Origin of the sequence: Catellatospora coxensis (assembly GCF_016862635.1) — a bacterium.
Classification (GTDB): domain Bacteria; phylum Actinomycetota; class Actinomycetes; order Mycobacteriales; family Micromonosporaceae; genus Catellatospora; species Catellatospora coxensis.
In genome coordinates, this window is record NZ_BONI01000092.1 from 1 (window position 1) to 12,887 (window position 12,887).

At 72.4% G+C, this 12,887-nt stretch carries 12 protein-coding genes, 1 tRNA gene and 1 pseudogene; 5 read left to right on the forward strand and 9 right to left on the reverse strand.

What is annotated here, in order from left to right:
* Nucleotides 1-529 (forward strand): annotated as a pseudogene (locus Cco03nite_RS43020) (hypothetical protein); the annotation flags it as partial.
* Between the two features lie 158 nt (nucleotides 530-687).
* Here Cco03nite_RS43020 and Cco03nite_RS36075 read toward each other — a convergent pair.
* The 4 genes from Cco03nite_RS36075 to ssb all read right to left on the reverse strand — a co-directional run bounded on the left by Cco03nite_RS36075 (nucleotide 688) and on the right by ssb (nucleotide 5,097).
* On the reverse strand, nucleotides 688-2,061 hold the full coding sequence (locus tag Cco03nite_RS36075) for a dipeptidase (protein WP_203698506.1): 1,374 nt from the start codon (nucleotides 2,059-2,061) through the stop codon (nucleotides 688-690).
* Nucleotides 2,062-2,143: 82 nt separating this feature from the next.
* A complete protein-coding gene (locus Cco03nite_RS36080) occupies nucleotides 2,144-2,695 on the reverse strand; it encodes a uridine kinase family protein (RefSeq protein WP_239167938.1) in 552 nt (183 codons plus the stop codon).
* 109 nt (nucleotides 2,696-2,804) lie between these two features.
* A complete protein-coding gene (locus Cco03nite_RS36085; protein ID WP_203698507.1) occupies nucleotides 2,805-4,343 on the reverse strand; it encodes a cobyric acid synthase in 1,539 nt (512 codons plus the stop codon).
* A gap of 94 nt (nucleotides 4,344-4,437) precedes the next feature.
* The gene (gene ssb / locus Cco03nite_RS36090) at nucleotides 4,438-5,097 is read right to left on the reverse strand and encodes a single-stranded DNA-binding protein (RefSeq protein ID WP_203698508.1); all 660 of its coding nucleotides are present in this window, start codon (nucleotides 5,095-5,097) and stop codon (nucleotides 4,438-4,440) included.
* A gap of 164 nt (nucleotides 5,098-5,261) precedes the next feature.
* Between ssb and Cco03nite_RS36095 the strand changes: the two genes are divergently transcribed.
* From Cco03nite_RS36095 to Cco03nite_RS36105, 3 genes are all read left to right on the forward strand, one after another.
* On the forward strand, nucleotides 5,262-6,206 hold the full coding sequence (locus Cco03nite_RS36095) for an alpha/beta hydrolase (protein WP_203698509.1): 945 nt from the start codon (nucleotides 5,262-5,264) through the stop codon (nucleotides 6,204-6,206).
* Nucleotides 6,207-6,333: 127 nt separating this feature from the next.
* Nucleotides 6,334-6,410: transfer RNA gene (locus tag Cco03nite_RS36100), tRNA-Arg, on the forward strand.
* A gap of 92 nt (nucleotides 6,411-6,502) precedes the next feature.
* The gene (locus Cco03nite_RS36105; protein ID WP_203698510.1) at nucleotides 6,503-7,363 is read left to right on the forward strand and encodes a DUF4190 domain-containing protein; all 861 of its coding nucleotides are present in this window, start codon (nucleotides 6,503-6,505) and stop codon (nucleotides 7,361-7,363) included.
* Between the two features lie 52 nt (nucleotides 7,364-7,415).
* Here the strand turns inward: Cco03nite_RS36105 and Cco03nite_RS36110 are convergent, their stop codons facing one another.
* From Cco03nite_RS36110 to Cco03nite_RS36130, 5 genes are read right to left on the reverse strand one after another with little or no spacing between them, the layout of a single operon-like run.
* Complete coding sequence (locus Cco03nite_RS36110) at nucleotides 7,416-9,098, reverse strand: M16 family metallopeptidase (protein ID WP_239167943.1); 1,683 nt, start codon at nucleotides 9,096-9,098, stop codon at nucleotides 7,416-7,418.
* Nucleotides 9,099-9,109: 11 nt separating this feature from the next.
* Nucleotides 9,110-10,057, reverse strand: a complete 948-nt coding sequence (locus Cco03nite_RS36115; protein WP_203698512.1) for a hypothetical protein — start codon at nucleotides 10,055-10,057, stop codon at nucleotides 9,110-9,112.
* Nucleotides 10,058-10,115: 58 nt separating this feature from the next.
* The gene (locus Cco03nite_RS36120; protein ID WP_203698513.1) at nucleotides 10,116-11,108 is read right to left on the reverse strand and encodes an NADP-dependent oxidoreductase; all 993 of its coding nucleotides are present in this window, start codon (nucleotides 11,106-11,108) and stop codon (nucleotides 10,116-10,118) included.
* On the reverse strand, nucleotides 11,105-11,575 hold the full coding sequence (locus Cco03nite_RS36125; RefSeq protein WP_203698514.1) for a MarR family winged helix-turn-helix transcriptional regulator: 471 nt from the start codon (nucleotides 11,573-11,575) through the stop codon (nucleotides 11,105-11,107). The genes Cco03nite_RS36120 and Cco03nite_RS36125 overlap by 4 nt, the downstream gene beginning before the upstream one ends.
* Nucleotides 11,576-11,579: 4 nt before the next feature.
* On the reverse strand, nucleotides 11,580-11,993 hold the full coding sequence (locus tag Cco03nite_RS36130) for an organic hydroperoxide resistance protein (RefSeq protein ID WP_203698515.1): 414 nt from the start codon (nucleotides 11,991-11,993) through the stop codon (nucleotides 11,580-11,582).
* Between the two features lie 241 nt (nucleotides 11,994-12,234).
* On the opposite strand from Cco03nite_RS36130, the gene Cco03nite_RS36135 reads away from it, so the two are divergent.
* Nucleotides 12,235-12,855 (forward strand): thermonuclease family protein, encoded by a 621-nt coding sequence (locus Cco03nite_RS36135; protein ID WP_203698516.1) that lies wholly within the window; start codon nucleotides 12,235-12,237, stop codon nucleotides 12,853-12,855.
* The last annotated feature ends 32 nt before the right edge of the window (nucleotides 12,856-12,887 follow it).

The following is a 12,887-nucleotide window of genomic DNA, read 5'->3' on the forward strand; positions in this document are numbered from 1 at the left end:
AGGTTCCGCGCAGGTGTCCACGCCTCCGGTCGCGTCCGCGGCGCCGGCCCCGCCCGTCGCGCCGCCGCCCGTGGCCCGGGCCACGCAGCCCGCGCCGCCGCGGTTGCAGCTGCCGAGCGAGCCGGCTCCGGCAACCCGTCCGCAGGCCACGCCCCCAGGGCGGCCGGCCGGCGGGCCTGGGCCGGTGCTGGTGCAGCTCGGTGAGGTGTCGGTCAGCTCGACCACCATTCACACGCCGTCGGGCGAGATCCCGCTGCGCGGTTCGCAGTGGACGGTCAGCGACCAGTGGCACTCCCAGCAGCGCATCCCTGCCTGGGCGGTGGTCTGCGCCGTCGTGGGCTTCTTCCTGGTCTGCTTCCTGAGCCTGCTCTTCCTGCTCGCCAAGGAGACCCGGTACAGCGGCACGGTGCAGGTCCTCATCACCAACGGCCCGCGGCAGTACGTGATCCGCATCCCGGTGACCGACCAGCGCGTGGTCGCCCACATCCACGCCCAGGTCAACTACGCCCGCTCACTCGCCGCCCTGTAACCGGCCCGACGCGCTCCACCTGGAATCGACGTTGGCCTATCACATCGAATACGAGTAGATCGAACTCGATGTGATAGGCCAACGTCGATGACAAACGGGGCGTGGAACGTGAGCCGCCCACGGCCCGCAGGTGCGCGGGCGCGTGGGCGGCACGCGGGTCAGGACTTGGCGGCCTCGGCCACGTTGTGCAGGAGCAGCGCCTCGGCGAGGCAGACTCGCGCGAACTCGCCCAGGTGCAGGCTCTCGTTCGGCCCGTGCGCCTTGGCGTGCGGGTCCTCCACACCGGTGACCAGGATCGACGCCCCCGGGAACATCTCCTGGAAGGTCGCGATGAACGGGATCGAGCCGCCCACGCCGATCTCGACCGGCTCGGTGCCGTCCCAGGCCGTCGCGAACGCCGAGCGGGCCGCGTCGAAGTACTTGCCGGTCGCGTCGATCACGCACGCGTTGCCGTCGTGCTCGAACTCGAAGCTGATCTTCGCGCCCCACGGCACGTGCTTCTCCAGGTGCGCCGTCAGCGCCTGGTACGCCGACTTCGGGTCGTCGCCGGGGGCCAGCCGCAGGCTCAGCTTGGCGCGGGCCACCGGGACCAGCGCGTTGGGTGCCTCGGCCGTGCGCGGGGCGTCGATGCCGAGCACCGCCAGCGCCGGCTTGGTCCACATCCGGTCGACGATGCGGCCGGTGCCGATCAGCTCGACGCCGTCGAGGATGCCCGCCTCGGCGCGGTAGCGGTCCACCGGGTAGTCCAGCGGCGCAGCCTCGCCGCTGACCAGGCCGGGCACCGCGACGTCGCCGTTCTCGTCGTGCAGGGTGGCCAGCATCCGGCACAGCACGGTCAGCGCGTCGGGCACGGGGCCGCCGAACATGCCGCTGTGCACCGCGGACTCCAGCACCTGCACGTCGACGAAGCTGTTCACGATGCCGCGCAGCGAGGTGGTCAGCGCGGGCACGCCGATGTCCCAGTTGCCGGAGTCGGCGATGACGATGACGTCGGCGGCGAGCTCGGCCTTGTGCTTCTCCAGCAGGCCGGGCAGCGAGTCGGAGCCGAACTCCTCCTCGCCCTCGACGAACACGACCACGCCCAGGGGCAGCCGGTCGTCGTCGGTGCCGCAGCCGAACGCGCGCAGCGCCGCGATGTGCGCCATGACGCCGGCCTTGTCGTCGGCGGCGCCGCGGCCGTAGAGGCGGCCGTCGCGCTCGGTCGGCTCGAACGGGTCGGACTCCCACTTGCTCAGGTCGCCGACCGGCTGGACGTCGTGGTGGGCGTACAGCAGGACGGTCGGTGCTCCGGGCGGGGCGGGGCGGCGGCCGATGACCGCGGGGTGCCCGTCGCCGATGCGGCTGACCTGCACGTCGAGCCCGACGCCGCGCATGAGTTCGGCGACCGCCTGGGCGGAACGCTCCAGCGGGGCGAAGTCGAAGCCGTCGAAGGCGATGCCGGGGATGCGTACGAGCGCCTCGAGGTCGGCCCGTACCCCCGGGAGCTCGCGCTCGATCGCAGCGCGCAGCTCATCAACAGTGAGGGTCGTCATGAGGATGATCCTGTCACGGCCCGCCGACGATCTGCACGGCGATCGGCTGGTTGGAGCCGGTGCCGCACCGACGCCGCCGGGCTCAGCCGGTTCCGTCGATGCGCACGTCGGCCAGCGTCGCGGTGCCGTCGGCGGCGAAGTGGATCGCCTCCCGCCGCCGCCACGCGCGCAGCACCGGCTGCATCGCCGGACCGTCGCGCAGCACGCTGCGCGCCCGGCGCACCCGGGCCGGGGCGTCGACGTACACGGTTAGACTGGCCCAGGCCCGGCCCTCCGCGCGGGCACTGCCGACCCCCTCGACGATCACGATCTCGGCAGGCCACACGGTCACCCACTCGGTGCCGAAACGCCGCAGGTGCCAGTCGTACGGGTGGTAGCCGCCCGGCGCGCCGAGCCGGATCGGCGCGAGCACCTGCCGCTCCAGCCGCGACCAGTACGTGAACTGGTCATCCCACCCGTCGAGCAGGTCATCGGTGTGCACCACGGCGACCGAACGCTCCCCCAGCGCCTCCGCCAGCCGTGCCGCGTAGAAGGTCTTCCCCGCCCCACTCGGCCCGTCGACCAGCACCAACCGGCTGCGTCCGAGCCGCGCCGGAGCCGCCAGCACCCGCGCCACCTCCGCGTCCGTCACCACACCCCCTCCTCTCCGATCCGGTCGCCCGGCAGTTTCGGGGAAACCGCACCCATCGGCACGACCGATCGCGCAGTTTCCCCGAAACTGCAGGCAGGCAATCGGGTGGAGGTCATGCGAGCGTCGGTGCGCCGGGGGGCAGGAAGGGCAGGCCCACGGGCGCTCCCTTCTCGATGAGGTGCCAGAGGGACTCGGTGTCGAGGTGTTCTTCGACCAGGTCGCCGAGGCGGTCGACGGTGGCCTCGCGCATGGCGGCGAAGCCGGTGTCCGGCGCGACCTCGAAGCCGTGCCGCCCGGCCAGGCCCGCGGCCAGGGTGAGGAAGCGGCGGCGGAACTCGTCGGACTCGAACGCGCCGTGCCAGTGCGTGCCGAACACGTTGCCCGCGGCCACCCCCTCGGTCTCGCCGCCGGGCAGGGTGATCAGCGAGGCCAGCGCCGGATCGCGGTACGCCACCCGCCCGTGATGGATCTCGTAGCCGCGCACGTCCGCGCCGAGCGCCTGACCGGCCGGCCGGGACAGCGTCTTGTCCGGCGCGAACACGATGCGCACCGGCAGCAGCCCGAGCCCGGCCACCTCGCCGCGGCGGCTCTCCACCTCGTCGGCGATCTGCTCGGACAGCATCTGGAAGCCGCCGCAGATGCCCAGCAGCGGCCGCCCGGCGCGGGCGTGCGCGAGCACCGCGCGGTCCAGGCCGGTGTCGCGCAGCCAGCGCAGATCGTCCACGGTCGCCTTGGTGCCGGGCAGCACGACCAGGTCGGCGTCGGCGATCTCGCCCGGTTCGACGGTCAGCCGCACGCTCACGCCGGGCTCGCAGGCCAGCGCTTCGGCGTCGGTGGCGTTGGAGATGTGCGGCAGCCGCACCACGGCGACCCGCAGCCACTCCCGCCCCCGGGCCGGGCCGGGCCGACCGAGCACCCGCCCGTACGCGAGCGCGTCCTCGGCGTCGAGCCACAGGTCCACATCGAACGGCAGCACGCCGTACACGGTCCGGCCGGTGGCCGCCTCGATCATGTCGACGCCGGGCTGCAGCAGGCTTCGTGAGCCGCGGAACTTGTTGACCACGAACCCCGCGATCAGCGCCTGGTCCTCGGCGTCGAGCAGGGCGACGGTGCCGAACATGGCCGCGAACACGCCACCACGGTCGATGTCGCCGACCACGATCGTCGGCATCCGCCCGTGCCGGGCCAGCCCCATGTTCACGTAGTCGTGGTCCCGGAGGTTGATCTCCGCCGGGCTGCCCGCGCCCTCGCAGACCACCACGTCGTACTCGGCGCGCAGCTCGTCGTAGGCGGCGAACGCGGCGCCGGACATGGCCGACTTCAGCCGCCGGAAGTTCGCCGCGTCGATGGTGTCCACCGCCTGCCCCAGCAGCACGACCTGGCTGGTGTGGTCGCTGCCGGGCTTGAGCAGCACCGGATTGAACCGCACCTGCGGCTCCAAGCCGCTGGCGACCGCCTGCAGCGCCTGTGCCCGCCCGATCTCCCCGCCACGGCCCGACGCGTCGACGACGACCGCGGAGTTGTTCGACATGTTCTGCGCCTTGAACGGGGCGACCCGCACACCGCGGCGGTGCAGCCAGCGGCACACGCCCGCGGTCAGCACGCTCTTGCCGGCGTCGGAGGTCGTGCCGGCGATCAAGATCCCGCTCATGGCCCCAGCCTAGGGGAACGCGATGTTCCCCCCTCGGTAGCGGGGCGACCGGCCTCCCCCAGCATGCCACCGGTCGCCCCTCCCCTCCCGGGGTCTACGCCGCGACGGGCACGCGCGAGCGGGCCGCCGCCTCGTTCTCGTCGAGGTCGTCGTCGTCCTCGTCGTCGGCGTCCTGCTCGCCGGTGACGAGTTCGGCCTGCAGGCCGCCGCCGCGCAGCGAGGAGATCGCGTCCAGGTCGAACGCCCCGCCGAAGGACGCGTCGTCGTCCTCGGCGTACAGCGGGTCGTTCAGGTCCGGTCCGATCCGCATGTCCGGCGCTGCCTCGGTCTCCTCGCCGCCCACCCGGCTCTCGCCCGTGCCGTCCTCGAGCGCGCTGGTCGCGGTGCTCAGCTTGGTCCGGGCGAACTTGCCCCGGCCCCGGGACAGGTCGTGCCCGACCGCCGCCGCCTCCAGCTCGTACATCACGCGGCGCTGCCCGTCCTCGTCGATCCAGTCCCGGGTGTAGAGGCGGCCGACGACCACGACCGGGTCGCCGACCATGACCGAGCTGGCGACGCCCTCGGCGAGCCGGCGCCAGCAGTTGACGCGTACGCGCAGGCTGTTCCCGTCGACCCAGCGGTTGTTGGCCCGGTCCAGCCGGCGGGCTGTGGAGGCCACCTTGAAGTTGGCCACGAGCTGCCCGGACTGGCTGGTGCGCCGCCACTCCGGCGCGGTGAGCACGTTGCCCACGATGGTGATGTTCGTATCGAACACTGCCTTCTCCTCTCGACGTCCGACCCGCAGAGAGTGCGCCGTGGGGGCCGGGGCGGGCCATCGACGCGGTCGGCGTCCTGTGGACGGCCGGCAGCTTGGGGATAACCGCCTGATCATGGAGTTGATCTGCTATGCCGACCCCTACTTCGCGGTAACATAGGCCCGTGCAGACCGACATCCTGGGCGACCCCTACCTGCAGCGCGTCATCGAGCTCCCCGACGACGACCAGGGCCGGGTCATCGCGACCCTGGTGAGCCGGCGCGCGCCCGGGAGCAGCCGGCGCGCGGTGCTCTACCTGCACGGCTTCACCGACTACTTCTTCCAGACCCACCTGGCCGACTTCTTCGTCGAGCGCGGCTACGACTTCTACGCCCTCGACCTGCGCAAGTACGGCCGCAGCCTGCTGGCGCACCAGACGCCGAACTTCACCCGCAGCATGGACGAGTACTTCCCCGAGCTGGACGAGGCGGCGCGGATCATCCGCGAGGAGGACGGCCACGACACGATGGTGGTCGCCGCGCACTCCACCGGCGGCCTCATCGCCTCGCTGTGGGCGCACGCCCGCGCCGACGCGCAGCTCGTCGACGGGCTGCTGCTCAACAGCCCGTTCTTCGACTTCAACGCGCCGTGGGTGCTGCGCCGCCCGGCGGTGTCGGCGGTCGGGTCGCTGGCCCAGCGCGCGCCGTACCGGGTGGTGCCGCTGAAGCTGCCCGGCCTGTACGGCCGGAGCCTGCACCGCGACCACGACGGCGAGTGGGACTACCGGGTCGAGTGGAAGCCGGTGACCGGCTTCCCGGTGCGGGTGGCCTGGCTGAAGGCGATCCGCAGCGGCCAGCGCCGGCTGCACGCCGGGCTCGGGCTGCGGGTGCCGGTGTTCGTCGGCTGCTCGACGGCGTCGTACCGGCAGCGGGTGTGGTCGGAGCTGGCGCACGAGGCCGACGCGGTGCTCAACGTGGACCACATCGTGCGGTGGGCGCCCGCGCTGGGCAGCGAGGTCACGCTGGCACGCATCGAGGGCGGCAAGCACGATCTGACCCTGTCCCGGCAGCCCGCCCGCGACCGCTTCTTCGCCGAGTCCGACCGGTGGCTCCGGACCCGGCTGGGCTGACCCGCGCATCAGTGCGGGCATGAATATAAGTCGCTGTTCGGAGGGCGTGTCGCTGCCCTAGGATCGTGGTCAACTTCCGCCGGGTAGCCGATCACGCCGGCCGTCCCGCGCGGTAGCCTTCAATCGCGCGCTCGTAGCTCAGCTGGATAGAGCAGGGGCCTTCTAATCCTCAGGTCGCAGGTTCGAGTCCTGCCGGGCGCACCACATCGGGTCTACGCCGTTCCGGGCACTCAGGTGCCTGGTGGTCTGCGAAAACCTGGCGACACGGTGTCGCCTGTCGGTGGTAGCTTCCCCCGGTGAACTACCCCTCACCTGAATCGACTCCGCCGCCCTACGGGCAGCCGCCGTACCCGCAGGTTCCGGCACCGCCGCCGGCCGCGCCGCAGTCCGGCCCGCCCGCGGACCCCTACGCGCCCTACGGCGCCGCCCCCCAGTACGGCACCGGACAGCCGCAGTACGGCGCCGGCCCGCAGTACGCCGCGAGCCAGCCCTACAGCGCTCCCCCGCAGCAGACGCCGCCCGGTGGCTACGGGGCGCCCTACCAGCAGTTGCCGCCGCCGAAGTCGGGGACCAACGGCTTCGCCATCGCCTCGCTGATCTTCGGCGTGATGGGCGGCGTCCTGCTCGGCTTCATCTTCGGCTTCGTCGCGCTGTCGCAGATCAAGAAGCGCAACCAGGGCGGCAAGGGCATGGCCGTCGCCGGCCTGGCCCTCAGCACGCTCTGGTCGCTGGTCATCTGCGGCGTGATCGGCGTCGCCATCATCGCCGCCAACGACGACAGCACGACCGGCACCAGCGGCACGGGCGACGACACGTCCGTGTACTCGCTGCGCATCGGCGACTGCCTCAACGACCTGAGCACCGAGGACGAGATCGAGGAGCTGCCGGTCGTGGCGTGCACCGAGCCGCACGACGGTGAGGTATACGCCGAGTTCAAGCTGACCGAGACCACGTTCCCGGGGGTCGACGGGATCGAGAAGATCGCCGACCCGCGCTGCGCGAGCCTGCTCAAGTCGTACGCGCCCAACGCCGTGGACGACCCGGGAGTGGACACGTACTACCTCTACCCGACCGCTGAGAGCTGGGCGCGCGGCGACCGCGCGATCACCTGCATCGCCAGCTTCGACCCGGCCCGCACGGGCAAGCTCAAGGGCTGATCCCGAAACAGGGGCGCCGATCGGGACCAGCAGTCCCGGACGGCGCCCTTCGTCATCTCCGCCGTCGGCGGCGGCGCAGCAGCATCACGACCGGTGTCGCGAACATGGCGGTGAAGACGGCCATGCAGCCGAGGAAGGCCCAGTCGAGCGCTTCGGCGCCGCCCGAGGCGATCCCGACCACCACCCCCAGCAGGGTGAGCAGGCCGAGACCGGCGGCCACGAGGCCGAGCAGCACGATCGCGATGATCTCGCCGACGTTGCCGGCGCCGTCGGCGGGCGGGGCGGCGGCGGGCGGGGCGGCGGCAGGCCGCGGGATCGAGGCCGGGTCGCGCGCCGGTTGCGGAAGGTGCCGGGCCGGGCCGACGCCGGCGTCGAGCGCGCCGATCTCCTGGTACGGCATGGCCCACATCGCGGGTTCCAGGTGCAGCACGATGCCGTCGTTGCCGATGAGCCGGCGCGCGCCGTCCGGCCAGCTCATCATGGCCGCGCAGTCCGCGTAGTGGACCGTGGAGCAGGAGTGCTCGCGCACGATGCTCGCCGCGTCCGGCCCGATCACCAGCGCGACCTCGCCGTCCTCGCGGTGGGCGTAGCGGCGGCCGTCGGCCTCGCACTCCGAGGAGGTCGGCGCGGCGGCGAAGCCGGCCCAGTCGGCCGTGGTGCGGCACGGTGTCTGCAGCAGCGCGGTGTCGTAGGCCTCGACGGCGACGGCGTGCACCTGCGCCACGGTGACCGCCGACAGCTCGGCGCGCAGCTCGTCCACGGTCAGGTTGCGCTGGCCGGTGAGCAGGTTGAGCGCGTGTCCGGGCAGGCGGGCCGCCTCGATCTCCGGGTGGTTCAGGTTCTCCAGGGACTTGTTCTGTACGGCGGTGACGCCCGCCGGGTCGATGGTCCCGTGGCGCAGCCGGGCCAGCACGTCGACGAAACCGCCCAGCACCGCGTCCTGCTTCTCGGGCAGCGCGTCCGCGTACGCGGAGACCGTCGCGTAGCCGTCGCCCCGGGGGTCGCACGAAGTGGACGCGGCGTAGGAGTAGCCGCCCTCCTGGCGCAGGTCACGGAACAGCTCCCGTTCCAGCACTCCGGAATAGACGCTGGCCGCGGTGCTGCGACGGACCACCGCGCTGAACACCACACTGGTGTCGTCACCGGTGTACCAGGCGGGGGTCTGCGGCAGGGCCGAGGTCGGCTTCGGCACTGGGCGGCGCACCCCCGGCCGCAGCCGCAGGCGCAGCCCGTCCGGGACCCGATCGCCCGCGATCCACAGCACGGCGTTCTCCCGGGTGAAGTAGTTCTCCACCCACCAGCGCAGATCCTCCGGGCGAAGCCGGGCCAGTCCCCACTCCGGGTAGCTGGGCAGGCCGTAGCCCTGCGCGCCGTACCGCCAGAGCGGCAGCGCCGAGGTGCCGCCGCGGGTGCGGCTCTCGGTGCGCAGGATCTCCTTCTCGGTCTCCAGCCGGTGCATCGGCAGGTCGGCGAGCCCGTCGCACACCTTGCCGAGGTAACCCACCACATCGGACTCGCTGCCGCGCAGGTGGAAGTGGGTGTACACGGAAGCTGTCTCGCCGTTGTAGTGGTAGTCGGACAGCCCGCTGTCGTGCAGCGCCAGATGCTCCACCAGGTGCGTGATGCCGTGCAGCGGCAGCGTCTCGTCGGCCTGGCCGACCCGGAAGATCAGCCCGGCCGCGGTCCGCCCGGTGGACGGCGCGAACAGGGTGGGCACCCCGTCGACCTCGATCATCTCGACCACTGTCAGCCCACCTTCAGCGCGAGGTCGCGGTGCTTGACGAACTCCTGCGCCGCGTCGCCCAGGTAGCTCCAGGGGGACGTGCTCGCGAGACCGCCCAGGGCGCGGAAGTGCGCGGCGGCCCGCCCGTGCTCCCCGGCGAGGCTGAACAAGCAGGCGAAGCCGCTGTGCGCGCCGACCCAGCCGTAGACCGGCCGGAACGACGGGTGCAGCACCGAACGCCGCGCCGCGTCGGCGAGCTCCTGCAGCACCTCGGGCCGGTGCAGGTACGCGGCCCGCTCCGCGCCGCGCGACGCCAGCCAGTACTCCAGGTGGACCTCGGTGATGAGCTTCGCGTTGATGCTGCCCTCGGGCGCGGCGGCGGTGCACTGGCGGGCGAACCCGAACGCCGCCTCCCACGATCCGCCCCACTTCGGACACAGCTGCTGCAGCAGCTGCGTCTGCGCGAAGAACATGTGGGGGTGGTGCTTGGCCAGCCGGTCGTAGCGCCGGCGCGCCTCGGCCTGGCCCAGCTCCAGTCCGCGCGCGTTGGTGATGCGCATCGCCCACGCCGCCCCGTTGTCCGGCTCGCGGGCGGTGACCTCCAGCAGCCGTTCCTCGCCGAAACGCAGGAACTCGTGCATCTCGGCGAACTGCTCCCGGCTGACGTGCTGCGCCTGCGCGCCGGTGCGCGCCTCCCATGCCATGTCGATGGCCCGCGCCCCGATCAGCAGCTTGGGCAGGATCGCCGACGGCCGCGCCTCCGCCACCTGGCCGAGCAGGTTCATCACGCCGGGCACCTCCGCGACGACGTCTGCGGTGAAGTAGACCGCGTCGGGGGTCTGCAGCTGCGCGAAGTGGCGGGCGAGGGAGTCCCAGTCGCCCTGGCGGCACCAGGTCCGCACGGACTGCACCTCGGGGAAGGCCGCCGCCCGGTCGAACGAGGGCGCGGCGGCGGCCGGGATGATCGTCACCGGGGCATCCTAGGTGACCGGTCACGCTGTGCGATGCCCCGTGACGACCGCCGTACGGCTAGAGCTTCACCACCATTTTCCCGGTGTTCGCCCCGCGCAGCAGGCCGGTGAACGCCTCCGGCGCGTTCTCCAGCCCTTCGACCACGGTCTCCTCGGCCTTGATCTCACCGGCCGCGTACCACGCGCCGACCTCGCGGATCAGGTCGGCCATGCGCTCGTTGTGGTCGCTCACGATGAATCCGCGCATGGTGAGCCGCTTGCCGATCATCAGGGTCATGTTGTCCGGCCCCGGCACCGGCTCGTTGTACGCCGAGATCGCGCCGCACAGCGCGAACCGGGCGAACGGCTTCGCCCGCGCGATGGCCGCGGTGAGGTGGTCGCCGCCGACGTTGTCGAAGTAGACGTCGATGCCCTCCGGCGCGGCCTGCTTGAGCAGGGCGGACACGTCGCCGTCGCGGTAGTTGAACGCGGCGTCGAAGCCGAGGTCGCCGGTGAGGTGGGCGACCTTGGCCGCGCTGCCGGCGCTGCCGATCACCCGGGCGGCCCCCTTCAGCCGGGCGAGCTGGCCCACCAGGCTGCCGACCGCGCCGGCCGCGCCCGACACGAACACGGTGTCACCGGGCTTCATCGCGGCGATGTCGAGCAGCCCGACGTACGCGGTGAGGCCCGGCATGCCGAGCACGCCGAGGAACGCGCTGGGCGGCGCGACCGGGTCGAGCCTGCGGAAGCGGCGCGCGTCGTCGACCGCCCACTCGCGCCAGCCGTAGCCGTGCAGCACCAGGTCACCGGCCTTCAGGTCGGGCGAGCGCGACTCGACGACCTCGCCGACGGCCCCGCCGTCGAGCACCGCGTCCAGCGCGAACGGCGGCACGTACGACTTCACGTCGTTCATCCGCCCGCGCATGTACGGGTCCACCGACATCACCAGGTTGCGTACCTTGACCTGGCCCTCGGCGGGTTCCGGCACCGCCACCTCCACCAGCCGGAAGTTGTCCGGGGTGGGCATCGCCACGGGGCGCGAAGCCAGGTGGATCTCACGTCCGACGGTCACGTCGTCTCCTTGTCCGGGACGGCCGTGGCCGCCTCAGTGATCTTGCGCAGCGTGTCACGCAGGTAGGCGAGTTCGGAAGCGGGCACGCCGGTCGCCTCGGCGATCGCCCGCGGGATGCCGGTGGCCTGCTCGCGCAGGCGGTCACCGGAGGCGGTGAGGCTGACCACGACGGAGCGCTCGTCGCGCGGGTCGCGGGCGCGGTCCACCAGGCCGGCCGCCTCCAGCCGCTTGAGCAGCGGGGACAGCGTGCCCGAGTCGAGTTGCAGGGACTCCCCCAGCGCCTTGACCGAGGTCGGGCCGCGCTCCCAGAGCACCAGCATCACCAGGTACTGCGGATAGGTCAGGCCGAGCCGTTCCAGCACGGGCCGGTAGATCGCGGTCAGCGCGCGGCTGGCGGCGTACAGCGCGAAGCAGACCTGCTTCTGCAGGTCCAGGTCACCGGGGTCCGGGCGGTCGGCGCGGGTCATGGTCTCAGCGAAGCACGAGCTGGACGTCGATGTTGCCACGGGTGGCGTTCGAGTACGGGCAGACCTGGTGCGCGGTGTCCACTAGCTGGCGCGCCGTGTCGGCGGGCACACCCGGCAGCGCGACCTCCAGGGTCACGGACAGGCCGAATCCGGCGCCGTCGCGGCCGAGCCCGACGTGCGCGGTCACCTCGGAGCCGTCGACGTCGGCCTTGGCCCGCCGGGCGACCAGCCGCAGCGCGGAGTGGAAGCAGGCCGCGTACCCGGCCGCGAACAGCTGCTCCGGGTTGGTCGCCCCGCCGGCCCCGCCGAGCTCGGCGGGCGTCGCCACGGCCGTCTCCAGCAGCCCGTCCGAGCTGCGCACCTTGCCGTCACGTCCATCACCGGTAGCCGTCGCGACGGCCGTGTAAAGAGGAGTCATGCCCTCAACCTAACGACGATTCAGGTTGTGCACAACTAAACTGCGCGCGATCAAAATCACGCCCTCGCCGCCCTCGCCGCCCGCGCGCCGGCGCGACCGGTGCGACCGGTGCGACCGGTGCGACCTTTCATAAACGGTGGCCTATCTCATCGACTCCGGAAGCCGAAAAGTCCACGTAATAGGCCACCGTCAATCGCTGACCACCCCCGCACGCGCGCAGCCGGAGTGCGACGATGGTCCGGTGCCACGAAAGCGACAAAGCGGACGCCAGCGCGAGCACCGCGCGACGCTGTTCTGGCTGGTCGTACTCGCGCTCGCCGCAGGTGGCTGGCTCTGGTACACCTACGGCCGCCCCGGCCCCCCGCCTCCGGCCGCGACGGCCTCGCCCACCCCGTCGCCCCGCCCCGCCCGGCCGCCCGCCGGGGCGCAGGCGGCGCGCGTGGACTTCCCGCTCGACGGCGACTCGCTGCAGGTCACGGCCGACCAGCCGGGTCCGGTGATCGACGTCACCGACCCGGTCCAGGTGCGGCTGCTCGGCATCGACGCCCCTGAACTGCACGGCGCCGACGGCAGTCCCCGGTGCTGGGCCGACACCGCCCGCACCGAGCTGCAGGAACTCGCCCCGAACGGCTCCCGGCTGTGGCTGCTGCCCGACGAGCAGCGGCTCGACCCGTACGGCCGCCGCCTGGTCTACGCGTGGACCGCCGACGGCCGTTTCGTCAACGGGGAGCTGGCCGCCCGCGGGGCCGTGCGCGAGCTCGCGATCCGGCCCAACCTGGCACACCAGCAGGAGCTGCACGACGCCGTCGAGCAGGCGCGGACCCAGCGGCGCGGCCTGTGGGGAAGCTGCGTCGGCAGATAATCATTTAGCGAAGATTTCAAGTACGTCCAATG

What these genes read in the sequence shown, in the direction of transcription:
- Cco03nite_RS36075 (WP_203698506.1), bottom strand. Translation starts at nt 2,061, where the DNA reads ATGACGACCCTCACTGTTGATGAGCTGCGCGCTGCGATCGAGCGCGAG.
- Cco03nite_RS36085 (WP_203698507.1), bottom strand. Translation starts at nt 4,343, where the DNA reads ATGAGCGGGATCTTGATCGCCGGCACGACCTCCGACGCCGGCAAGAGC.
- Cco03nite_RS36110 (WP_239167943.1), bottom strand. Translation starts at nt 9,098, where the DNA reads ATGATCGAGGTCGACGGGGTGCCCACCCTGTTCGCGCCGTCCACCGGG.
- Cco03nite_RS36125 (WP_203698514.1), bottom strand. Translation starts at nt 11,575, where the DNA reads ATGACCCGCGCCGACCGCCCGGACCCCGGTGACCTGGACCTGCAGAAG.
- Cco03nite_RS36130 (WP_203698515.1), bottom strand. Translation starts at nt 11,993, where the DNA reads ATGACTCCTCTTTACACGGCCGTCGCGACGGCTACCGGTGATGGACGT.